Here is a 23,026-nt window from a genome sequence, read left to right on the forward strand (position 1 = left end):
AAAAAAAATAAGTATGCTTTCGAAATCATCACTGTAAAATATTTGTCCATCTACTAAAGTAGTAGCTACTACTTTAGTAGATGGAATAAGGATTTAATAAACTAATTTATCCGTATAAATATGTCCATCAACAGACTTTACCTTAACTATATAAGTCCCCTTTGGTAAATCAGAAAGGTTAACTAAATTGCTATTAGAGGATAAATTTGACTTCTGTTTAACTAAACTTCCTGTTATTGAATACAATTCAACTTTTTTGAGTGGTTTCTGAACACCTTTAATTTTCACAAAAGAATTACTGATGAATAGTTTATAATCTCTATTTTGAGCATCTTCTTTAGAATAACCTAGGGTTATATTCTTATTTGATCCTGTAGAATCATAAAAAACAGATTCAGGAACACAATTATAATTAATACCAATTTCAGAAGGATCACAACTTTGACTTAAACTAAATGATTCAAAATATCCATCTTGACAGTTTGTATTATCTGTAGAGCCTAACGTTTTCACAAAATTACCATTTTTATAAAGCTCAATCTCTCCATCATCTCCTAACATTACGGAATACCTATCTTCACTACAAAACCAAGAGTCATACTCAACAAGGTTACCATCTCCACTAGCACCTACTTCAAAACAGTCAACAACAGCTGGGGTGAACGAGATATCACACCCAAATTCACTGTCCCATGTTGCTGCACAGTAACCACTCGAAGACCCTTCACAAGAATATACCACCCAAATTTGAACTGCATTTGAGCTAGCTGAAACAAATAGAAATAACACTGTTGCAATAAAGCAACTCCTAAAAGAGTTTTTTAAAATTAATTCTTTCATAATTAGAGATTTTTATTGATTATTCTGCTAATATATAAAACTTATTATCGTATAGCAAAATAATCGAGGAACAAGCCGACAAGTGGTCGTTTATGTTCTGGAATATGGAATACGCTGATCTTCCCGGAGCAGAATAATTTAAAGCTTCAATATACCTTAAGCCCTGATGTGAAATTCATGTCAGGGCTTTTTCAATTCGCGATTCGCGAATTGCGAATTAGCAATCCTTCACCAATAATTTCACCACTCCGTGAGTTTACTATAATTTAGTGCCTCCAATAGAAAAATTGCGAGGAGATGAAGAAATTACAAAACTACGCCCATGGTCAATGGGTTGAAGGTACAGGTGACGGAAAAACACTATATAATTCAATAACAGGTGAACCAATAGCAGCAGCTACGAGTGAAGGACTCGATTTTGGCGAGATGATGGATTACGGCCGCAGGGTTGGTGGTCCGGCTCTACGCAAAATGACTTTCCACGAACGCGGACTCATGCTAAAAGCACTGGCGATGCACCTGATGAAAAAGAAGAAGGATTTTTACAAGCTCAGTTGGGCTACAGGGGCTACTAAACCAGACTCATGGTTTGATATTGATGGAGGATTCGGGAACCTTTTTGCTAATGCGAGTCTGCGTAGGCAATTCCCGAATGAATCGTACTACGTGGATGGTGAAATGCACAACTTTTCACAAAGTGGTCAGTTTGTAGGTCACCACATCATGGTTCCAAAAGAAGGTGTTGCCATTCACATCAACGCCTTTAACTTCCCGGTTTGGGGAATGCTTGAAAAATGTGCTGTCAACTGGTTTGCCGGAGTTCCTGCAATCGTAAAACCAGCAACGCTCACATCTTATTTAACTGAGGCTGTTGTAAGAGAGATTATCGACTCAAAAATACTTCCTGAAGGTGCGCTTCAACTCATTGCTGGTAGCGCTCGCGGAATTATCGATCACGTTGAATCGCAGGATATCGTGACATTTACAGGATCTGCCAGTACTGGTAAAATGCTCAAGTCAAATCCGAGACTAATCGAAGAAGCAGTTCCGTTTAACATGGAGGCCGATTCACTCAATGCATCAGTACTGGGTGAAGACGCGGCTCCCGGAACGCCTGAGTTCGACATTTTCGTCAAAGAAGTTCGAAAAGAAATGACGGTAAAAGCCGGGCAAAAATGTACGGCTATCAGAAGAGCGATCGTACCGGAGAAATATGTCGATGACGTCCGCAAGGCTCTGACCGAGCAACTTCAAAAAACAACAGTTGGAGACCCGAATATTGACGGAACAAGAATGGGCGCACTTGCCGGACAGGAACAACGTACTGAAGTTCGCGAAAAAGTAAATCAGTTACTCGCTGAGCAGGAACTCGCTTACGGAAGCCTGGAAACAGCTGAACTCAACGGTGCCGATTACGAAAAAGGTGCTTTCCTCTCTCCTATTCTCATGGTAAATAGCGATCCGTTCAACAAAAAGGCCTGCCACGATGTGGAAGCCTTTGGTCCGGTTGCTACGATTTTACCTTACAAAAACAACGATGAGGCAATCAAATTGACCAGAATGGGAAAAGGTTCGCTCGTAACTTCTATTGCTACGGCTGATGACAAAACTGCGAGAGATTTCACACTCGGAACCGCAGCCTATAACGGCCGAATCATGATCCTCAACCGCGATTGTGCTAAAGAAAGTACAGGTCACGGAGCTCCTCTTCCACTTCTCGTACACGGTGGACCGGGAAGAGCCGGAGGCGGTGAAGAAATGGGTGGTAAACGCGGTGTTTTCCACTACATGCAACGTACAGCAATTCAGGGATCTCCAACGACATTGACTGAAGTTACAAACCAGTACCAGTACGGAGCAAAACACAAAGATCCCGGCAAACACGTGTTTCAAAAACACTTTGAAGAACTCGAAGTCGGTGAAACAGTTTTCACGCACAAACACACAGTCACAGAAACTGACATCACCAATTTCGCTAATGTAAGTGGAGACAACTTCTATGCTCACATGGATAGGACTTCTCTTGACGGAACCATCTTTGAAGATCGCGTGGCGCACGGCTACTTCATTCTTTCAAAAGCTGCCGGATTATTCGTTGACCCCAAAAAAGGTCCGGTTCTCCTGAATTACGGAATCGATAATTGTCGCTTCACGAAACCTGTTTATCCGGGAATGACGATCGGAGTTCGCTTTACGGTTCAGGAGAAAATCGAAAACGATAAACTGGGCGATGAAAATGTAGCCAAAGGAATCGTAAAATTCATGGTCGATATTTACGATGAAGAGGACGAAACAGTTGGGCTTGCAACAATCCTCACGATGGTGAAAAAGCTCGATCAATCGGCTGCAGAGCAAGCTGCCAAAGAAGCCGAAAATGAAGAGTAAGATAATTTTATTAGTTAATCAGGGGCGTGTATCAAAACCGAAAAGTGAGATTTTTCGGTTTTAAAAGGCTAACCTTAAAAAGTTCAAACAACTATAAAGGTTGGCTAAAGCTCCTTCAATTATCAGTTTTTTGGTCTCGTAAATGCCTTTTGATACCCCCCCTTTATATGCATACAAATGAAATCTGATATAGAAATTGCCAACAGCGTTGAGGCAAAAAATATTTCTGAGATAGCTGAAAAACTCGATATTGGTCAGAACCAGATTGAGCCGTACGGTCACCACAAAGCCAAGCTACCGCTCTCATTGATAAATGACGAGAAAGCAAAGCAATCTAAACTGGTGCTCGTAACCTCTATCAACCCAACTCCATCAGGTGAGGGAAAAACAACCAGCGCGATCGGATTGAATGATGGTTTAAACCTCATCGGTGAAAAATCAACTGTCGTGTTGAGAGAACCTTCACTCGGCCCGGTTTTCGGAATAAAAGGCGGAGCTGCAGGTGGCGGAATGTCACAGGTAATCCCGATGGAAGATATCAACCTTCATTTTACCGGTGATTTTGCAGCTGTCGAAAAAGCAAACAACCTACTTGCTGCTATCATCGATAACGATGTGCAAAAGAAGGATGGCGGACTCGGGATTGACCCGAGAACAGTTACCTGGAAACGCTGCATGGACATGAATGATCGCGCTCTGCGCAATATCGTTTCAGGACTTGGCGGAAAAGCTGGTGGTTTCCCAACTGAAACAGGCTTTAACATCACTGCTGCTTCTGAGATCATGGCCATTTTGTGCATGAGCAACACGTTTGCTGATCTCAAAGAAAAACTGGGAAACATCTACATTGGCGACACCCGAACAGGCGAAGCCGTTTTTGCAAAAGACCTCAAAGCAGAAAACGCAATGGCGATTTTGCTCAAGGATGCTATCAAGCCAAACCTCGTTCAAACGCTCGAAGGAAATCCGGCCATTATTCACGGAGGTCCGTTTGCGAATATCGCACAGGGAACGAATAGCATCATCGCGACCAAAACCGGATTGTCACTTAGCGATTACGTCATCACGGAAGCAGGATTCGGAGCTGATTTAGGAGCAGAGAAATTCTTTAACATCAAGTCTCGCCATGCTGGTGTTTCACCATCAGCCGTTGTGATTGTGGCTACGATCAGAGCCCTGAAGTACCACGGAGGCGCAAAGCTCGACAACCTCACTGAGCCGGATTTTGAGGCTCTGACCGAAGGATTAAAAAACCTTCAAAAGCATATCCAAACAATACAGAGTTTTGGAATTAAGCCGATTGTGACAATCAACAAATTCGTTGCTGATCAGGATAGCGAAATCAATAAGGTTAGTGAATTTTGTAAAAAAGAAGAAGTAAAAGCAATTGTAGCCGATAGCTGGGGAAAAGGCGGAGAAGGAAACCGTGAATTGGCTAAAGAAGTAGTAACACTTTGCGATGAAAATCCACCTACTTTCAACCCACTTTACAACCTGGATGACAACATCGAAAATAAGATCAACAAAATTGCAAAAGTGGTTTATGGAGCCGGTGATGTGAAGCTGAGCGCTAAAGCTCAAAAACAATTGAAACGATTTGAAAAACTCGGTTTTGACAAATTGCCCATTTGCATCGCAAAAACACAAAAATCACTTTCTGATGATGCTTCATTAATCGGAAGACCTTCAGACATCACCTTTAACGTGAGAGAATTTGAAATTGCAGCAGGTGCCGGTTTCGTCATCCCGATAGCCGGGAATATGCTCAGAATGCCCGGACTACCTTCTACTCCGGCCGCTGAGAAAATGGAAATCGATGCTGAGGGCAACATCTCAGGTTTATCTTAATTTTGACATCAAAAGCAACAAATTATGAGTGATATCACACAACAGGGATATGTTGAAACAACTGTAAAAGACGGAATTGGAACTATTGAATTCATGCATCCGGCCAGTAACTCATTACCGGGGAAACTGCTCGCAGAATTGGCGCAAAACATTACAGATGCCGGCAAAAATGACGACATCAAAGTTATTGTACTCAAGTCTGCCGGTGAGCGCGCTTTTTGTGCAGGTGCCTCATTTGACGAGCTGCTCGCGATTGATGACTATCCAACCGGCAAAAAGTTCTTTATGGGGTTTGCCAATGTGATCAATGCTGCACGCAAATGCCCAAAACTCATTATCGGTCGGATTCAGGGTAAAGCCGTAGGCGGTGGAGTTGGAATGGCGAGTGCCGTAGATTATTGCCTGGCGACAAAATACGCTTCAGTAAAGTTGAGTGAGTTAGCGATCGGGATTGGTCCTTTTGTTGTAGGCCCTGCTGTGGAGCGGAAAATTGGATCAGCTATGTCTCAAATGGCGATCAACGCTACCGAATGGCGAGATGCTCAATGGGCTCACGAAAAAGGACTTTATGCTGATATTTACGAAACTACTGAAGAACTCGATGAAGCAGTAAATGAGTTATCAGGTAAATTAGCAACTTACAATCCTGAAGCTATGCGTGACCTGAAAAATGTATTTTGGGAAGGTTGTGAAGACTGGGATGTGCTTTTAGAAAAACGTGCTGAGCTCAGCGGTGAACTCGTTTTGGAAGAATTCACCAAAAACTTCATCAACAACTTCAAAAACAAATCGAAGAAATAAACTAAATTCAATTCAATCCTCAATCCCGATTGGTTTTATCTATCAATCGGGATTTTTGTTTTAGTCCCAATATTTTTACGAAATTTACCAATTGATACCAGTAAAGTAATTTAGAATTTAATTTTCAGATAAAAGTTACTTACTTTTAAATCAGCTATTTTGCAACCTTATTTGGTGAACACAATTTGACGCTATGACAAAAGCCGATCTCAACAAACAGTTGGAAGAGCTCCTCGAGAAGGAGATGAACAATGAAACCGCTATATCTGCAAAAGATATACTAGCCAATTATCAAACCCTGGCAGCAGCCGACCACAAAACTCAACTCGAAGAGCACCTTGAAAAAGGTGGCAAAAAAGAAGAGTTCTCTCCAAAACGCGATGATGAAGACGAGCACTTTGATGAATTGTGGGCTAAGTTTTCTCAAAAGAAGAAAACATGGGAAAAAGAATTAGCGGATGTTCAGCAGGAGAATTACAAACACAAGCTGAACATCATTGATGAAATTAAGGATCTGACCGAAAACGAAGAAAACGTAAAGCGTGCTTTTGAACGCATGCGCGAGCTCGAAGAAAAGTGGAAAGAATTGGGCTCTGTACCGTCACAAAAATTCAGAGAGCTGCAAAATAAATACAGCAGAATGCGCGATGAGTTTTTCTACAACATGCGCATTTACAAAGAACTTCTCGAGCACGACCTCAAACGCAATCTTCAAAAGAAAGAGGAGTTGGCCGAAAAAATGGAGTCGCTCAAGGAGAAGAAAAACATCAAAGAAGTTGATACACTGCTCAAAACCTACCTGAAAGAATGGGATGAAATAGGTCCAACATTTCGCGAAGAATGGGAAAAAGTTCGCGATAGGTTTCGATCGGCCCAGCACGAATTGTTTGACAAAATCAAGCAGCATTACCAGCAGGTTAAAGATCAACACCTGGAAAATTTAGAACGAAAGAAAAAGCTTGTAGATCAGCTCGAGAAAATCAACGAGGAAGAAATTGAAACGCAAAAGCGTTGGAGAAAACTCACTGAAAAGGTTAAAGATCTCCAAAAAGAATGGAAAACGATAGGCTTTGCTCCAAAAGAGGAGAACCGAGAAGTTTGGGAGCGCTTTCAAAAAGCCGGTGATGATTTCTTTGAAGCTAAAAGAGAATACTTTGCCAATCTGAAAGTTGAGCAGGATAAAAACAAATCGCTCAAAGAAGAGATGATAAAAGAAGCTCAGGCTCTTGAAGATAGTGAAGACTGGAAAGAGACTAAAGAGAAACTCATCAAGCTTCAAAAGAGATGGCAAAAAGTGGGCAATGCGCATCAGCGTGATGAGCAAAGACTTTGGAAAACATTTAGAAGTTCCTGTAATAAGTTCTTCGACCGAAAGAAAGATTACTTTGCCAATAAAGACCAGCGCGAAGCAGAAAACCTGGAAAAGAAAAAGGCGATAATCGAAAAGATTGAGAAATTTGAACCTGCGGGAGACTACAAAAAGGATCTCGAATCTTTAGAAGATCTCACACATGAATTCAATGAAGTTGGTTTTATTCCCATCAATCAAAAATCGCTCATAGCAAACGCGTACAGAAAAGCAGTAAGGGAACAATACAAAAAACTCGGTTTGGATGAGGAAGAAACCAAAGAGCGACTCTACAAAAATAAGCTCGAAGATTTGAGTCATTCTTCTAATAGTGACAGGGTACTTGAGCGGGAAGAAAGAAAGATTCGTGAAAACATCAGTAAACTGAAATCAACTCTCAATAGATATGAAACCAACATTTCATTTGTGGAGAGCTCAAAGGGTGGCGAGTCACTGCTCAAAGATGTGAAAGATAAAATCGAGTCAACCCGTAAACAATTAGAAAACGAAGAAAAGAAGCTCGATATGCTTTACAGGACGCAAGAAGATGATGAGGAAGACGAATCTGTCTCTGAAGAGGAAACTGAAAACTGATCTGACCATGACACAGAATCAACGAAATAGTTTTCTATTTTCGCAGCCAAACTAAATCATATATGAAAAGAATTATACTTGCAGTCGTTATTGCACTAACGGCCCAAATCTCTTACGCCCAATTAGATTCACTTGTAAAAGATACAGCCTGGACATTAGAAGGCGTTTTATCTCTAACAGGTTCACAGGTTTCACTAACAAACTGGCAGGCCGGTGGTGAAAACTCAATCTCTGCAAATGGTTTTTTCAGCATCAACGCAGATTACAACAAGGATAAACTGACCTGGGAAAACTATATTGAGGCTGCTATTGGTGGTACAAGAATTGGTGGTGATGACCTCCGCAAAACTGATGACCGTTTTGAAATAGGAACTAAATTTGGGTATCAACTCAGTAAAAACTGGCAGGCAACAGGTTTTTCAACTTTCAGAACCCAGTTCACTGAAGATTTCGAACTTTTGGGTGATACAGCCAGGAGAAGAATTTCTCACATCATGGCTCCAGGTTATTTCTTTGCCGGTCTTGGTGCTCAGTACTCTCCGGTAAAATGGTTCAGAGTAAATATTGCTCCTCTATCAACTAAAATGACATTTGTTCGTGTTCAAAACCTCGCTAATCAAGGCGCTTTTGGAGTTGAGCCGGCTACGTATGATGAAAACGGTGAATTGATCTCTGAAGGTGAAAACACTCGAGTTGAGCTCGGTGGATACGTTAAAATTTGGGCGAAGAAGAAGATCATGGATAACGTTGTTATTGAAACGAAAGCAGACTTCTTCTCTAATTACCAGGAACAACCTCAAAACATCGATATCACCTGGGATGTAATGCTCAACCTAAAAGTCAACAAATGGCTATCTGCAAATATCACAACCAACCTTATCTATGACGATGACATCATGGTTGAAACAGGCACAAATGAAATGGGAGAAACAACTACTGGCCCAAGAGTTCAGTTTAAAGAAGTATTTGGTGCCGGATTGAGTGTCAACTTCTAATCAATTCCCAAAAATGAATTTTAAGCCAACTTATATACTGAAGTTGGCTTTTTTTATGATTTAAAATTCAGGCTATCTCAAAATATACTTTTATTATATTCTGATAAAACAACAAATACTCGAAACTATATTTCGATAAACAAAAGTAATTCGAGTACTTGTTTCGCTTTTTCTCATTATTTCAAAAAGAGAAGGAGAAACCGTACATTTACCCGCTCAAATTAGATGGCTATGAGTGAAGGAAAGTCTCAGGTTAAGAAAACCAACGTTTCAAAGGATATATTGAAGAAAGCATGGAGGTTGATGTGCGAAGCACGTGCAATGAGCGATTTGTTTGAAGAACACAAGCAGGTTACTTCCAAATACGTTCATGCTTGTTCTCGCGGACACGAAGCCGTTCAGTTGGCTCTAGGATTACAACTCAAACCGCAAGACTGGGTTGCGCCCTACTATCGTGACGACTCTATTTTACTGGGAATTGGCATGACACCTTACGACTGTATGCTTCAATTGCTAGCCAAGCGAGATGATCCGTTCTCTGGTGGTAGAACTTATTACTCTCACCCATCACTCAAGGATGACGACAAACCAAAAATCCCACATCAGTCCAGTGCTACAGGAATGCAGGCAATTCCAACAACCGGAGTAGCAATGGGTGTTCAATACCTCGAGAAACAGAAAATCGCTGAAGACTTTAATGGTCAGAACCCGGTGGTTGTATGCTCAATTGGCGATGCCGCAATGACTGAAGGTGAAGTCTCTGAGGCTCTACAAATGGCTGCTCTAAAGCAATTCCCCATCATGTATTTTGTGCAGGATAACGAGTGGGATATCTCTGCCAACTCAAAAGAGACACGCGCTCAAAACGCTGCCGAATTCGCAAAGGGATTTAAAGGAATTGAAGTCATTAAAATCGAAGGAAACGATTTCATTGAGAGTTACGAAAAGCTTGAAAAAGCAATCCACATAATCAGAACCGAGCGCAGGCCTGTACTCATTCACGCAAGTGTTCCGCTACTCGGGCACCACACATCGGGAGTGAGAAAAGAATGGTACCGCGATGATCTCGAAGAGCACGAAAAGAGAGATCCGCTTCCAAAATTCAGGGAAACACTGCTGGGGCTAGATCTGACCGAAAAAGAACTCGAAGAAATTCAAAACAAAGCGATCGAAAGTGTCCAGGAACAATACGACAAAGCTACTGAGGCTGAAGATCCAAAACCTGAAGATCTTTTCGATTACGATTTTGCTCCCACTCCGGTAACAGAAGAAAAAGGAGAGCGCGAGCCAAAAGGAAAAGAAGCAACCGTAATGGTTGACTCTGCGCTTTTTGCTGTACGTGAAATATTGAGCAAACATCCTGAAGCATTACTCTACGGTCAAGATGTTGGTGGTAGACTTGGCGGTGTATTTAGGGAAGCCGCTACGCTCGCACAGCAGTTCGGTGACGACCGCGTGTTCAATACGCCAATTCAGGAAGCTTTCATTATAGGGAGTACAGTTGGCATGGCAGCTACAGGCTGTAAACCAATTGTTGAAGTTCAATTTGCCGATTACATTTGGCCCGGACTCAACCAACTTTTTACTGAGTTGAGCAGATCGTATTACCTGTCAAATGGTAAATGGCCGGCTTCTTCACTCATCCGCGTACCAATTGGCGCCTACGGAAGTGGCGGACCTTACCACAGTTCATCAGTTGAATCGGTATTGACGAATATCCGTGGAATTAAAATCGCTTATCCTTCAACAGGTGCCGACTTAAAAGGTCTTTTAAAAGCAGGTTTCTACGACCCCAACCCGGTCGTTATGCTCGAACACAAAGGGCTTTACTGGAGTAAAATCAAAGGAACAGAAAAAGCTAAAACGATTGAACCCGATGAGGATTATGTAATCCCATTTGGCAAAGGTCGTGTTGTACAGGAAGCCGATCAAAACCAGGTAGAAAAAGGCAAATCAATGGCGATCATAACCTACGGCATGGGTGTTTACTGGTCAACTCAGGCTGCCAAACAGTTTGATGGCAAAATTGAAATCATCGATTTGCGCTCATTAGTTCCGGTTGATGAGAAATTGATTTACGAAACAGCTAAAAAGCACAGCAAAATATTGGTCGTTACGGAAGAGCCTGAAATCAACACGTTTGCGCAGGCACTTTGCGGATTGATTCAGCGCAACTGTTTTGAACACCTCGATGCACCGGTTGAAATAATTGGATCTGAGAATTTGCCGGCTATTCCGCTCAACAGTACTCTCGAAGCTACTATGCTCCCTAACGCTGATAAGGTTGCTGAGAAAATTGAAGCATTGCTGAATTACTGATGCCATTTGCTCAGTTGAAAGATATTCGGTTGCACTATCAGTGGGTCAACGAAAACGCAAGTGGTCCCATTATCGTGTTTCTCCACGAAGCTCTCGGTAGTATTGGCCAGTGGAAAGATTTCCCCGAACTCTTATGTAGAGCCACAAATTGCCGGGGCTTAATCTACGAGCGACAGGGACACGGAAAATCGACAGGTTTGACTTCGGTCAGAACCCCAAACTACATGCACGATTACGCATGGCAAGAACTACCTGAACTCCTCAACGCACTTGAAATCGAAGAAAAAGTGCATCTATTTGGTCACAGTGACGGAGGAAGTATCGCGTTATTATTTTCAGCTAAACATCCTGAAAAAGTTAATAAAGTAATCACCGAAGCGGCTCATGTTATTGTGGAAGATGTTACGCTCAACGGGATAAAACCAGTAAGAGAACACTTTCTTTCAGATCCAGTCTTCAAAGAAAAACTGGCCCGCTATCACTTTGACAATACTGAATCCATTTTCCTTGCATGGTGTGATACCTGGCTATCTCCTGATTTCAGAAATTGGGATATCACTCAAGAAATAAAATCGATACAAGCTACCCTTCTCTCCTTTCAGGGATCTGATGATGAATACGGAACCCACGAACAGTTAGATCTGATTAAAAAATCAGTCGGTCAAAACGCATTAGTTAAAGAGATCGCTGGTTGTAAGCATATTCCTCACCTTGAGAAAAAGGAAGAAGTACTCGAATTATCTCACGATTTCTTAGTTGGATCAATCTGAATTCTGAAAAACTTCGTTCATTCAAAACCCAACATTCATCATAACATAATTAATCATTCAGCCTTCACAAAAGCATTGGTTTGCTTTTCAGTTCCGATAGTCGTTTCGGGGCCGTGACCACAGTAAACTTTATAATCATCTGGCAGTTTGTACATTTTTTCCTGAATACTCTTTTTCAAAGTGTCGAAGTCTCCACCGGGTAAGTCGGTTCGTCCAATACTTCCGGCAAATAGTACGTCACCATTGATAACACTTTTACTCTCGTGATGAACTAACGCTATGTGACCGGGAGCATGACCGGGAACGAAAAGCACTTCCAGGCTCTGACCGCCAAATGAAATAACATCACCTTCCTCCCAAAAAACCTGAGGTGCCGGAGAAGACTTATACCCACCAAATCCGTACATATTTGCGCTCGGTTCAGCCATTTGATAAGTTGGTAATCCTGCTTTATGTCCCTCAACTTTAAGATTGTACTTTTTTGCTACAAATTGATTTCCAAGAATGTGATCGAGATGGAAGTGCGTGTTGATGAGTTTTACGGGTTTCAGATTTTTTGATTCGATAAATGCAACCAATTCCTCCTCTTCAAACGTTTCATAACAACCGGGATCAATGATTACAGCTTCCTGAGAATCATCGTATAACACATATGTGTTTTCCTGAAACGGATTAAACGTAAACTTTTGTATCTTCAGCATCTTAAATTGTTAAGGATTCAACAATAGTTTACAGCCAAAAATGTTATTGTATTATAGTTTGTATTTTTGGCTTTCAACTAAAAAATATTGATCGACAAAACTAACATATACCTGACGAAGGGACTGTTTATTCTCTCGATTATCTCCCTCATGTTATTTACTGCCACCCCCTCAAGTGGGCAGTTTTACAGAGGTAGCTACCAAACGTTTGGAAAAAACAGAGTCCAGTATGACCCCAAACAATGGGAGCACATTGACTTTGAGCATTTCAATGTTTACTTCTACGGAGCTGGTCGAAATCTGGCAGTTTACTCTTCACAAAGTGCCAAACGAAATCTCAAGCAATTAGAAAGCTTTTTCGATTACCGCCTGCAGGGCAAAGTTTACATGCTTGTATTCAACAATCTTCAGGAGTTTAGAGCCAGCAACATAGGGCTAGAACACTCTGAAGAGCAGAACATTGGCGGTAAAATTCAAATTCAGGGAAATAAAATATTTGTTTACTACGATGGCGATCACTCGCATTTAGACAGGCAAATCAGAGAAAATATTGCACGTGTCCTCTTCTTCCAGATGGGCTACGGACAGGACTGGAAAGAAGTAATCAAAAACTCTGCTCTACTCACCATTCCAGACTGGTACTCTGAAGGACTCGTTTCCTACGCAGCAAGCCCGTGGAATGTTGAAGTTGACGATCGTATTCGCGACATCATCCTCAATGAAGAGTTTGAAAAGTTCAACCACAGGACAGGTGAAGCTGCTGAAAATATAGGTCACGCCATGTGGCACTACATCGCTCAAATCTACGGTGAAGACGTGATTCCAAACATTGTGTACATGTCCAAGATCAGTAGAAATATTGAAAACGGATTTCTTTATGTGCTGGGCGTACCGCTTGAAACGCTGATTAAAGAAGCAAGAGCATATTACCAGCAGCGTTACGATTACGATGAAAAAGTAAGAACACTTCCACGGTCAGAACCGCTCGACATCAAGAGCCGGAAGAACAGAATTTACCAGAAATTCACTACAAATAAGTCTGGTGATATGGCCGCTTATGTGACAAATGAAGCTGGTCAACAACGCGTTTATCTTTATGACATCAAAAATGACAAGCGCAAAAAAATACTCAAAATCGGTCATCGCCTCGATCGGGTTCCTGAGCTCACATACCCGTTGATTGAGTGGCACCCAACTGAAAATATCTTAACCACTATTTACCGCAAAAAAGGCGAGATCATACTGGGGATGTACGATGTTGATGAAAAAGAGTGGGACAAACGCGAATTGAGACAGCTCGATAAAGTGCTATCATTCAATTATTCTCCATCTGGAAAAGAACTCGTTTTTTCAGCAGTGAGTGAGGCTCAAACTGACCTCTACCTATACAAAATGCTTACTCAAAGCCAGGTAAGACTCACGAATGATTTATTTGCAGACTTAGAACCGAGTTTCACAGCAGACTCATCTGGAATTGTTTTTACCTCTAACAGACCAACCGATACCATTGGTAGTATTAGAGGCAAAAAGGAAAGACGCATTGAAAATGTCCAAATCATGCCTACCTACGACATTTTCCGATACGACTACCAAACTGAGAGCGAGGTTCTGACCAGAATCACTGAAACCCCGCAATTTAGTGAAGAACAACCTTACTCTACTAAAGAAGGCAAATACATTTATCTGAGCCCGAAGAGCGGAATTATGAACCGTTACATTGCCTCGAGAGATAGCGCCATAAGCCGAATTGACACCACCATCCACTACCGCTATTTCACTAAGTCGAAACCGCTTACAAACTACAAGCGGAATATCATTCATCACGATATAAACCCTGAGGCCAATCAGGTGCTCGATTTGATTCAGTATGAGAATAAATATAGATTTTATATCACTCCGCTTGAAAACTTATCGACTTTGAATGAGTTGAAAGGATCTGCATTCAATGAGGAAAATAATCAAGAACAAAAAGACGAAGAACTCCCCGAAAGAATTGTCGTTCAAAAAGTTGAAGTGGTTGAAAAGGAAGAAGAAAAAGAGCGAGAAGTTGACATCGACAATTACCGTTTTGAATCAGATAATGAGCAGAAACCCCAAAAAGGATCTGACACAACACAAACAAAGGTTGCTGATAATGGACGAGAGCCACTGAAAAATTCGCGATTCATCGAGCTCAAGAAAGCTCCTACTCCACGCAACGGAAGTGGAAAACCGGGAGATTCTATCAAAATACCTATCGCAGAAATTTACCGTCCGGCTTTTTTAGCGAATGATCTTACTATCCAATTAGACTGGAATTTTGCGAATAACCTGTATCAACGATTCAATGGCGGCCCTTACATCGCACCGGGATTGGGAACCGTGGCTAAGACAAACGTAATCGACCTCATGGAGGATTACATTTTTGAGGGCGGAATGCGCTATGCGATCAATGGTAATAACACCGAGTTTTTTGCAAGCTTTGCCAACAGAAGAAAACGCCTCGATAAAGAGCTATTGCTACAAAGACAAACGACCACTCAGGAAGTACAGGCTTTCACACTTCAAAAAACTATTATCCACAAAGCAAGCGTAATTGGCAAATACCCATTTAGTGAAGTGGCCGGCTTAAAAGGAACTGTGAGTTACCGTAATGATCAAAATGTAATTCAGGCTACTGATGCCAACTCATTGAGAGAAGAAGATCAATATGATCACTGGGGTGGATTAAAACTCGAGTATATCTATGACAACACGCGCCCACTTGGACTCAACCTCATGCAGGGTACTCGATTAAAGGTGTTTGGTGAAATGTACAATGAGTTCTCTGCTGATCAGGGAGATTTTTATGTCGTGGGAACAGATATTCGCCACTATATCAAGATTCACAGAAACCTCATCTGGGCGAATCGACTGAGCGGTAGCACCTCATTTGGAAGTAGAAAACTCGTGTATTACATGGGTTCAATCAACAACTGGATCAGTGGTGAGGACATGTTCAACTTCAATAACAATGTAGCGCGCAACCAGGGATATTACTTCCAAACCATCGCTACACCAATGCGCGGTTTCATTCAGAACGCGAGAAATGGTAACAGCTTTGCTTTATTGAACTCAGAAATCCGCTGGCCTATTTTCCAATATCTGATCAGCAAACCTATCAAATCTGACTTCCTCAAAAACTTCCAGATTACCGGTTTTGGAGATTTGGGAACAGCCTGGACAGGAACTGATCCATACAGCGATGAAAACGCCTTTAACACCAGAGAAGTCACAAATGGAGGTTCTTCTGTAACAGTGAAACTCAAAAATCAAATCGATCCATTGATTGGCGGACTCGGTTTTGGGTTGCGTACAAAGGCACTCGGCTACTTCATCAAAATGGATTATGCATGGGGAGTTGAAAACGGACAACTCAAAGATCCAAGGCCTTTCTTCTCGCTTGGGTTAGACTTTTAAATACAATGAAAGTGACAGAAATCATCATCTTTATCGCCATTGGTTTGGCTGCCGGAATGCTCAGTGGAATGTTTGGAGTTGGCGGAGGAATCATCATCGTTCCGGCTCTCGTTTTCTTTGCCGGCATGTCACAGCACACAGCACAGGGAACTAGCCTTGGACTCATGTTATTCCCAATCGGGATACTTGCAGCTTGGAATTATTACAAGGCCGGTCACCTCGATATCAAAGCGGGATTGTTGATTGCAGCAGCTTTTGTAATTGGCGGATACCTGGGCTCAAAATTGTCGCTCACCATAAATCAGTTAACTTTGAAACGTATTTTTGGAGCTCTGATGCTTATCGTAGCAATCAGGCTCATTTTCTTTTCAAAGTAGCATGACCGATATCAAAAATAAAATTGAAAAGCTCGTTGGTCAGAACCTGAACAAGGTACTGGAGATCAGACGTCACATTCACCAACATCCTGAGCTTTCGTTCAAAGAGTTTGAAACATCGGCTTACATCAAGTCAATTCTCGATGAGCTCGAAATTTCCTACGCTGATAATTGGGTTAAAACCGGAATTGTAGCAGAAATACAGGGTGAGAAACCGGGGCCAACAATCGCACTGCGAGCTGATATTGACGCATTACCGATAGATGAAAAGACAGATCTCCCGTTTAAATCTGAAAAGGAAGGCATCATGCACGCTTGCGGACACGATGTGCACTCAAGCTCGCTGATTGGGGTTCTGACCGTGATCAACGAATTGAAAAGTGAGTTTGCCGGAAAAGTGATTTTCATTTTTCAACCGGGAGAAGAAGAAATTCCGGGTGGTGCTTCATTGATGATTAAAGAGGGTCTGCTCGAAAAATTTAAACCCAAATCAATTGTAGCTCAACATACCTTCCCCGATTTACCTGCAGGAAAAGTGGGTTTTTTCCCGGGAACTTACATGGCATCAAACGATGAGCTTCATGTAACGGTAAAAGGAAAAGGCGGGCACGGAGCAATGCCGCACAAAACAGTGGATACGGTTTTGATGAGCGCCCATTTAATCACTTCACTCCAACAGGTAATCAGCAGATCGAAAGATCCATTTACTCCGGCTGTACTCACTTTCGGTAGAATTGAAGGATTGGGAGCTACCAATGTCATTCCCAATGAAGTTCATTTGCAGGGTACATTCAGAACCATGGATGAAGCTTACCGTGAAAAGGCACATGAGCGAATGCTCGCCATAGCTAACGGGATTGCCGAAGGAATGGGCGGCTCGATCGATTTTAAGATAAGACGCGGTTACCCCAATGTGCACAACGATGAGGATTTGACCGAAAAATGCATGAATTGGGCACGTGAATATTTGGGTGATGAGAACGTAATCAACCTTGAGCAAAGAATGACCTCAGAGGATTTTGCATTCTACAGCCAGGAGATTCCAGGCTGTTTTTACCGACTTGGAACCGGATTTAATAACCGCGAAAACTTTGGTCTTCACCATCCAAAATATGAGGTAAATGAAGATGCATTGAAAACAGGAATTGAATTAATGTCGTATTTAACTATAAAACAATTGGAGCAATGAAGAAGATAATTACCGGAGTAGCCATACTGGCATTAGCTGCTTGTGGCAACAGTTCCAGCAAGAAAAATGATGAAAATCAGGGAGAGCGCAAAAAGCTCATGGAAGATGTAATGGCTTTGCACGATAAGTATATGCCACAGATGGATAGCCTCAAAAACCTGAACAACCGTTTAGGTACACAGCTCGATTCTGTTGTGAAAGATTCTGCCATGACAATCGAATTTGAAAACGCCCGCACGCAACTGGAAAATGCATCTGAAGGTATGATGGATTGGATGCGTAATTTTGAAAAGCCAGCAGATTCTGTCAAAAAAGAAGAAGCTATCAACTACCTCAATGATCAAAAGCAACTGATGGAAAATGTAGGTGTCGAAATGGAAAAATCGATGCATCGGGCAGACTCGTTGTTGAACCTTTCAAAGAAGAAGTAATTAGATGAACTTGAAGTGGAGTGTTGTGGTTATTGCGCTCATTGCATCAGTTAGTTGCATGCGCAATGCCGAGAAGAAGGAGCTTCCTGTTTTGGGAGCGAAAGATGTAGTTAAGCAGGATGAAAACGGGGAGAATTACATCGATACGGTTTACGCCCAAATCGATGACTTTTCTTTTACTGATCAGGACAGTAACACGGTAACGGGAGATTACTATGATGGTAAAGTGAGAGTGGTAGATTTCTTTTTCACATCATGCCCCACCATTTGCCCAAAAATGAAAAAGCAGATGCTCAGAGCTTATGAGGAGTTTGAGGGAAATGAAAACGTCAAGTTTTTATCCCACTCTATTGACACTCGCCACGACTCGGTGCCGGTTCTGAATGATTATGCAACTAAGCTTGGCATTGAAGCAAATCGGTGGAAAATGGTAACCGGTCCCGAAGAAGATATTTACAGCATTGCTGACGAATATCTCGTGAGTGCGGCTGAGGACTCGACTGCACCGGGAGGCTATGTTCACAGTGGCGCTTTTGTTCTTATCGATCAGAACCACCAGATCAGAGGCTATTACGATGGAACGCTTCCAAAAGACGTGGACCAAATGATGGTTGATATTAAATCACTCCTCGAGGAAGAATGAAGGTTAGAATTCTCATTATCGGACTAATAGGCTTTGGGCTTGTGATCGTTTTGTTAGCTCGCGGTTGTGAGTCACCCGCTAATAAAGGAGAGGCTTTGTACTTATCAAAATGTGCAAACTGTCACGGTGATGAGGGAAAGGGATTTTCCATTTACCCACCTTTGGCCAACTCAAATTATCTGGTGAAAAACAAAGATGATTTTGCCTGTATTGTGTACTACGGTATTGAAGGTGAAATAACAGTAAACGGACAAAAATACAGTCAGCGGATGTTGGGAGATCCAACACTCTCAGCAACTCAAATTGCTAACTTGATGAATTACGTTTACGGTAAATGGGGAAAAGATAAAACTGAAGTGAATAGTGAAGATGTTGAAAGAAGACTCAATAACTGTGAAAGTAAACTCGTAAAATGATCAATTTACAATCTACAACCAGACTTTCGTAAAGAACATTTTTTCCTATTTTTGAAACCAAACAAAAGAATCATGAGCGGACACGATACACATAACGAAGAAACCGAAAAAAAATCAATACTTAGTCAAATGTTTGATGAGTCAATTGCAGGTGGAGCAATGTTTTACAGCATCCTCGCTGTTGTATTGATGATACTCATCCTCACCGGAGTAATCCCGATGTTGTACTAATAATAACATTTTGAAAGAATAAAACCCCGATGGATTCAATATCTATCGGGGTTTCTTTTTTTATCGTAATTGTGACTTTTAAGGTTTATCACTCCCTCAAACCTGCACCTGTTTCTTTTTCAAGGTTCTGAAGGAGTTTACTCATCACCTTATCCACTTTCTTATCCGTCAGCGTTTTTTGTTCATCTCTAAAGATGAAGCTCACAGCATAACTTTTCTTACCATCTTCAATATTCTTGCCTTCGTAAACATCAAAAAGATTCACATTTTCAAGGAGCTTTTTTTCAGTTTTTTCAGCAACCTCAACGATTGAAGAGAAAGGCACTTCTTTATCCACGATCAGAGCCAAATCACGTCTCATTGCAGGATATTTGGATACCGGCTTAAAACGTACCTTAGCCTGACCGGCCAATTTCACAAAATTCGTCCAGTCGATCTCGGCAAAGTAGAGATCCTGTTTGAGACTGAATTCTTTCAGAAGATCACCACTGATGATTCCCAAATCAGCTACATGGTTTTTATTGATCGTGATACTCAACCCTGCACTAAGAAACCCAGATTCGCTTTCTTTCCACTGCACATTAAACTTATCCAATCCAAATGCATCAATAAGCGCAGATACGGCACCTTTAATAAAATCAAAGCCCACCTTTTTTGATTGTGTATTCCATGCTTCAGGCTCTTGATTCCCTGCTACAGCAATGGATAGTTTCTCACGCTCTTTGCTCTTGTCATTTTTAACAGAATATGTTCGGCCAAACTCAAAAAGTTTGATATCGGTTGATTGGCGGTTCTGATTGAATTGAGCGGCTTCCAGTAAATCAAATACCATTGAAGTGCGAAGTACATTCAATTCAGAACTCAATGGATTCGCAATTTTGACGATTCCTTTAGAGTCTATTCCCTTGAACTTTTCGTAGTAATCTGCTTTTGTCAAAGAATTGCTCATCGCTTCCAAAAATCCACGTGACACAAGAAGTTCACTAGCTCTGTTACGAATTACTTCAGGATTGGGTTTGGGCGCATAGCTCAACGAGCTAGATAGTTTTTGCGGTATTTCTATGTTATCGTACCCGTAAATACGCAAAATTTCCTCGATCACATCGATTTCGCGCTGCACATCTACTTTGAATGGCGGAACAAGCAATTTTAACTCTCGCCCATTTTCTTCATCTATAACGATTTCTAGTCTGGTTAGGATCGCTTTAACAAGCTTAATATCGAGTGATTTACCTCCTATCCTATCGAGGTTATCCATATTGAAAGTCACTTCAAACCACTCGTGTTCCTTTGGATGTTCTTCGACAATTTCGCTCGAAATGGATGCGCCACAAATTTCTTTCATCAAAAGTGCTGCTCGCTTGAGAGCGTAAATTGTATTGAGCGGATCAACTCCCCTTTCAAATCTGAAAGATGCATCAGTACTCAATCCGTGGCGTTTAGCTGTTTTACGCACCCAAACCGGATCGAAGTAGGCCGATTCGAGAAATACATTAACCGTTTCTTCTTTTACTCCTGAGTCAACACCGCCAAAAACACCGGCAATGCACATCGGTTCATCATCGTTACAAATCATCAGGTCCTTATCTGATAATTCGCGCTCTTCTTCATCGAGTGTTGTGAATTTGGTTTTATCGGCCACGGTTCTGACCGTAACTTTATTACCCTTAATTTTTGATGCATCAAAAGCGTGTAATGGCTGCCCCGTTTCGTGCAAAACGAAATTGGTGATATCAACTACATTGTTAATGAGAGCCAGCCCTATTGAGCGGAGCTTGTTTTGTAGCCAATCTGGCGAGGGGCCTACTTTCACATTTGTCAAAGTAACTCCAGCATATCGCGGACAAGCCTCAGTATTTTGAACATCAATCCCGATTTCGAGATCGTGATTATCGACTTTAAAGTGATCAACTTTTGGCCAGTTGATACACTTATCTTTCAATTCATCTTTCACAGCTCCAAGTGCAACGAGATCACGAGCTGTACCAATATGACTTGCTGCATCAGCTCTGTTTGGAGTGAGCCCAATTTCAAATACATTATCATTTTCAACCTTGAAGTATTCTGCCGCAGGCGTTCCTGTTTTTGGATTATCGGTCAGAACCATAATGCCATCGTGGCTAACTCCCAGACCGAGTTCGTCCTCAGCGCAAATCATTCCTTCAGAACGCTCTCCGCGAATTTTAGCTTTCTTGATTTCAAAAGGCTCTCCATCGGTTGGATGGATCGTAGCTCCTACCGTTGCTACAACAACTTTTTGGCCTTTATCTACATTTGGTGCCCCACAAACAATTTGTTTGGTTTCACCATTTCCCAGGTCAACCTGAGTAACTTTGAGCTTATCAGCATTTTCGTGCTTCTCACAAGAAACCACCTCACCGATGACGATGCCTTCTAGTCCGCCCGGAATGGACTGTACTTTTTCAACACCCTCAACTTCTAAGCCTGTTGAAGTTAACCAATCTGCTACTTGTTGAGCATCCAGGTTAATATCGATGTAGTTCTTGAGCCAGTTGTATGAAATTTTCATAATGCGCTGTACTGAATTGAAATGATGCGCGCAAAACTAAAGGATATTTGGGATAATGTGGGAGTTAATCCAGTAATTGAATTACAGCTTTATTTATTTTCTCAATATCTTTCTCTGTTGATCTCTTAGGCTCAAATTCAAGCTTTGTTTTTGCTTCAACCGCTTTAATTGTCCAGTGTTGATTTTGAAAAATGTGTTTTAGTCCTGAATTAGGTATATGTGATGTAAATCGAGATTCATATTCATTATTTGACTCCAGTTCAACAAACATACTCTCAATCTCACCTGCTTTTATTGAAGTGTCTGGATTTGAAATCTCAAATGATGACAGTTTTTTTAATGGCTTCTCATGAAAGATTGAAAAATTGACAACAGCAATATTCCCCTTAACAGATTCAATGTTAAAGTCAACTAGCAACTCTGCATCTTCTCCTTTAAATTTCATAGGTTTTATGAAATACTTAAGACCTCCTTCTTTAAGGTAAAAACTTCGATAAAGCTTTCCTCTATGAGATCCACCCCCCATAGAACCGCAGCCCACAAACAAAAACAAAGAAATGATAACACCGAAAAATATATTTATTCTCATTTTAATTTTTTCATATTGACACGCTTAATAAAAGCTGAGTCATTCATTAAAAAAGCAACTTTAGAGGAGTCACTTGATATTATTGAATAAGTCCAAAAGAAATCCTTTTTCTCAGAAAGTACAGAGACTATGTAACTTCCATCTCTTTCATAGAAATAACGTTGATAAGCATCATGAGAGTCAGATTTAATATGCCTGTTTGTTGAATCGTTTTCAATGTATCCAGCTAATTGGGCTCTTTTTATTTTAACCGGAATACTAATAAATGCCTTGTAATGATCAGATCTATCAGCAAGAACTTTATACAAAGGCCAATTGAAGGTCTCATATTTATTGAAAATTGAGTCATGAAAATTTATAATTGATTCTTCTCTGGCTATCTCTTTTTCATTATCCTGTAAATAATATTTAACACCATTCACAAGAGCTATTGTCTTATCATTTTTCTTTTGTTTCACACCACAACTAGTCGATGAGAAAAGTGTAGCAATTATCCAAAATGATAGTAATAAAAACTTATTCATAACCTATAAATAAAAAAAGGCGCCCTAAATAGAGCACCTTTAATCTAATTGATTTTT

The 23,026-nt window shown here is 41.2% G+C and carries 19 protein-coding genes; 14 read left to right on the forward strand and 5 right to left on the reverse strand.

Translation table 11 applies throughout. From position 1 onward, the window contains the following. Positions 1–93: 93 nt before the first annotated feature. Positions 94–840, reverse strand: coding sequence for a T9SS type A sorting domain-containing protein (locus F3059_RS01975; RefSeq protein ID WP_151166256.1), 747 nt, complete (start codon positions 838–840; stop codon positions 94–96). Positions 841–1,137: 297 nt separating this feature from the next. On the opposite strand from F3059_RS01975, the gene paaZ reads away from it, so the two are divergent. The 7 genes from paaZ (at position 1,138) to F3059_RS02010 (ending at position 11,900) form a co-directional block, all read left to right on the forward strand. Continuing rightward, the gene (paaZ, locus tag F3059_RS01980; protein ID WP_151166257.1) at positions 1,138–3,225 is read left to right on the forward strand and encodes a phenylacetic acid degradation bifunctional protein PaaZ; all 2,088 of its coding nucleotides are present in this window, start codon (positions 1,138–1,140) and stop codon (positions 3,223–3,225) included. A gap of 177 nt (positions 3,226–3,402) precedes the next feature. Then, positions 3,403–5,073, forward strand: coding sequence for a formate--tetrahydrofolate ligase (locus tag F3059_RS01985; RefSeq protein WP_151166258.1), 1,671 nt, complete (start codon positions 3,403–3,405; stop codon positions 5,071–5,073). Between the two features lie 24 nt (positions 5,074–5,097). Then, the gene (locus tag F3059_RS01990) at positions 5,098–5,874 is read left to right on the forward strand and encodes an enoyl-CoA hydratase/isomerase family protein (protein WP_151166259.1); all 777 of its coding nucleotides are present in this window, start codon (positions 5,098–5,100) and stop codon (positions 5,872–5,874) included. A 193-nt stretch (positions 5,875–6,067) separates the two neighbouring features. Then, positions 6,068–7,816, forward strand: coding sequence for a DUF349 domain-containing protein (locus tag F3059_RS01995; RefSeq protein ID WP_151166260.1), 1,749 nt, complete (start codon positions 6,068–6,070; stop codon positions 7,814–7,816). A gap of 62 nt (positions 7,817–7,878) precedes the next feature. Beyond that, entirely contained in the window at positions 7,879–8,811 is a 933-nt protein-coding gene (locus F3059_RS02000) for a DUF3078 domain-containing protein (RefSeq protein ID WP_151166261.1), read from the forward strand. 231 nt (positions 8,812–9,042) lie between these two features. Further along, on the forward strand, positions 9,043–11,130 hold the full coding sequence (locus F3059_RS02005) for an alpha-ketoacid dehydrogenase subunit alpha/beta (protein WP_151166262.1): 2,088 nt from the start codon (positions 9,043–9,045) through the stop codon (positions 11,128–11,130). After that, complete coding sequence (locus F3059_RS02010; RefSeq protein ID WP_151166263.1) at positions 11,130–11,900, forward strand: alpha/beta fold hydrolase; 771 nt, start codon at positions 11,130–11,132, stop codon at positions 11,898–11,900. The genes F3059_RS02005 and F3059_RS02010 overlap by 1 nt, the downstream gene beginning before the upstream one ends. Before the next feature lie 53 nt (positions 11,901–11,953). On the opposite strand, the gene F3059_RS02015 is transcribed toward F3059_RS02010, so the two are convergent. After that, on the reverse strand, positions 11,954–12,601 hold the full coding sequence (locus tag F3059_RS02015; RefSeq protein ID WP_151166264.1) for an MBL fold metallo-hydrolase: 648 nt from the start codon (positions 12,599–12,601) through the stop codon (positions 11,954–11,956). Positions 12,602–12,751: 150 nt separating this feature from the next. On the opposite strand from F3059_RS02015, the gene F3059_RS02020 reads away from it, so the two are divergent. From F3059_RS02020 to F3059_RS13645, 7 genes are all read left to right on the forward strand, one after another. Next, on the forward strand, positions 12,752–16,039 hold the full coding sequence (locus F3059_RS02020) for a hypothetical protein (RefSeq protein WP_151166265.1): 3,288 nt from the start codon (positions 12,752–12,754) through the stop codon (positions 16,037–16,039). Positions 16,040–16,044: 5 nt separating this feature from the next. Next, positions 16,045–16,416: a sulfite exporter TauE/SafE family protein gene (locus F3059_RS02025; RefSeq protein ID WP_189683209.1), complete on the forward strand. Its 372-nt coding sequence runs from the start codon at positions 16,045–16,047 to the stop codon at positions 16,414–16,416. A 1-nt stretch (position 16,417) separates the two neighbouring features. After that, a complete protein-coding gene (locus F3059_RS02030) occupies positions 16,418–17,605 on the forward strand; it encodes a M20 metallopeptidase family protein (RefSeq protein ID WP_151166266.1) in 1,188 nt (395 codons plus the stop codon). Next, positions 17,602–18,036, forward strand: a complete 435-nt coding sequence (locus F3059_RS02035) for a hypothetical protein (RefSeq protein WP_151166267.1) — start codon at positions 17,602–17,604, stop codon at positions 18,034–18,036. Before F3059_RS02030 ends, F3059_RS02035 begins: the two co-directional genes overlap by 4 nt. Positions 18,037–18,040: 4 nt before the next feature. Beyond that, positions 18,041–18,679: an SCO family protein gene (locus tag F3059_RS02040; RefSeq protein WP_151166268.1), complete on the forward strand. Its 639-nt coding sequence runs from the start codon at positions 18,041–18,043 to the stop codon at positions 18,677–18,679. Further along, the gene (locus F3059_RS02045) at positions 18,676–19,095 is read left to right on the forward strand and encodes a c-type cytochrome (RefSeq protein ID WP_151166269.1); all 420 of its coding nucleotides are present in this window, start codon (positions 18,676–18,678) and stop codon (positions 19,093–19,095) included. Before F3059_RS02040 ends, F3059_RS02045 begins: the two co-directional genes overlap by 4 nt. 72 nt (positions 19,096–19,167) lie before the next feature. After that, positions 19,168–19,326, forward strand: a complete 159-nt coding sequence (locus F3059_RS13645; protein ID WP_170264985.1) for a hypothetical protein — start codon at positions 19,168–19,170, stop codon at positions 19,324–19,326. 88 nt (positions 19,327–19,414) lie between these two features. Here the strand turns inward: F3059_RS13645 and pheT are convergent, their stop codons facing one another. From pheT to F3059_RS02060, 3 genes are all read right to left on the reverse strand, one after another. Then, a complete protein-coding gene (gene pheT / locus F3059_RS02050; protein ID WP_151166270.1) occupies positions 19,415–21,856 on the reverse strand; it encodes a phenylalanine--tRNA ligase subunit beta in 2,442 nt (813 codons plus the stop codon). 64 nt (positions 21,857–21,920) lie between these two features. Beyond that, the gene (locus F3059_RS02055; RefSeq protein WP_151166271.1) at positions 21,921–22,445 is read right to left on the reverse strand and encodes a hypothetical protein; all 525 of its coding nucleotides are present in this window, start codon (positions 22,443–22,445) and stop codon (positions 21,921–21,923) included. Further along, on the reverse strand, positions 22,442–22,969 hold the full coding sequence (locus F3059_RS02060) for a hypothetical protein (protein ID WP_151166272.1): 528 nt from the start codon (positions 22,967–22,969) through the stop codon (positions 22,442–22,444). Before F3059_RS02060 ends, F3059_RS02055 begins: the two co-directional genes overlap by 4 nt. Positions 22,970–23,026: the final 57 nt, after the last annotated feature.

The sequence above is a fragment of the Salibacter halophilus genome, assembly GCF_008806325.1.
GTDB lineage: Bacteria > Bacteroidota > Bacteroidia > Flavobacteriales_G > Salibacteraceae > Salibacter > Salibacter halophilus.

Excerpts from the sequence above, each read along its gene's own strand:
- F3059_RS01995 (WP_151166260.1), top strand. The coding sequence starts at position 6,068 with ATGACAAAAGCCGATCTCAACAAACAGTTGGAAGAGCTCCTCGAGAAG.
- F3059_RS02005 (WP_151166262.1), top strand. The coding sequence starts at position 9,043 with ATGAGTGAAGGAAAGTCTCAGGTTAAGAAAACCAACGTTTCAAAGGAT.
- F3059_RS01975 (WP_151166256.1), bottom strand. The coding sequence starts at position 840 with ATGAAAGAATTAATTTTAAAAAACTCTTTTAGGAGTTGCTTTATTGCA.
- F3059_RS02020 (WP_151166265.1), top strand. The coding sequence starts at position 12,752 with ATGTTATTTACTGCCACCCCCTCAAGTGGGCAGTTTTACAGAGGTAGC.
- F3059_RS02000 (WP_151166261.1), top strand. The coding sequence starts at position 7,879 with ATGAAAAGAATTATACTTGCAGTCGTTATTGCACTAACGGCCCAAATC.
- F3059_RS02010 (WP_151166263.1), top strand. The coding sequence starts at position 11,130 with ATGCCATTTGCTCAGTTGAAAGATATTCGGTTGCACTATCAGTGGGTC.
- paaZ (WP_151166257.1), top strand. The coding sequence starts at position 1,138 with ATGAAGAAATTACAAAACTACGCCCATGGTCAATGGGTTGAAGGTACA.
- F3059_RS02015 (WP_151166264.1), bottom strand. The coding sequence starts at position 12,601 with ATGCTGAAGATACAAAAGTTTACGTTTAATCCGTTTCAGGAAAACACA.
- F3059_RS02060 (WP_151166272.1), bottom strand. The coding sequence starts at position 22,969 with ATGAATAAGTTTTTATTACTATCATTTTGGATAATTGCTACACTTTTC.
- F3059_RS02040 (WP_151166268.1), top strand. The coding sequence starts at position 18,041 with ATGAACTTGAAGTGGAGTGTTGTGGTTATTGCGCTCATTGCATCAGTT.
- F3059_RS13645 (WP_170264985.1), top strand. The coding sequence starts at position 19,168 with ATGAGCGGACACGATACACATAACGAAGAAACCGAAAAAAAATCAATA.
- F3059_RS02045 (WP_151166269.1), top strand. The coding sequence starts at position 18,676 with ATGAAGGTTAGAATTCTCATTATCGGACTAATAGGCTTTGGGCTTGTG.
- pheT (WP_151166270.1), bottom strand. The coding sequence starts at position 21,856 with ATGAAAATTTCATACAACTGGCTCAAGAACTACATCGATATTAACCTG.
- F3059_RS02030 (WP_151166266.1), top strand. The coding sequence starts at position 16,418 with ATGACCGATATCAAAAATAAAATTGAAAAGCTCGTTGGTCAGAACCTG.
- F3059_RS02055 (WP_151166271.1), bottom strand. The coding sequence starts at position 22,445 with ATGAGAATAAATATATTTTTCGGTGTTATCATTTCTTTGTTTTTGTTT.
- F3059_RS02025 (WP_189683209.1), top strand. The coding sequence starts at position 16,045 with ATGAAAGTGACAGAAATCATCATCTTTATCGCCATTGGTTTGGCTGCC.
- F3059_RS02035 (WP_151166267.1), top strand. The coding sequence starts at position 17,602 with ATGAAGAAGATAATTACCGGAGTAGCCATACTGGCATTAGCTGCTTGT.
- F3059_RS01990 (WP_151166259.1), top strand. The coding sequence starts at position 5,098 with ATGAGTGATATCACACAACAGGGATATGTTGAAACAACTGTAAAAGAC.
- F3059_RS01985 (WP_151166258.1), top strand. The coding sequence starts at position 3,403 with ATGAAATCTGATATAGAAATTGCCAACAGCGTTGAGGCAAAAAATATT.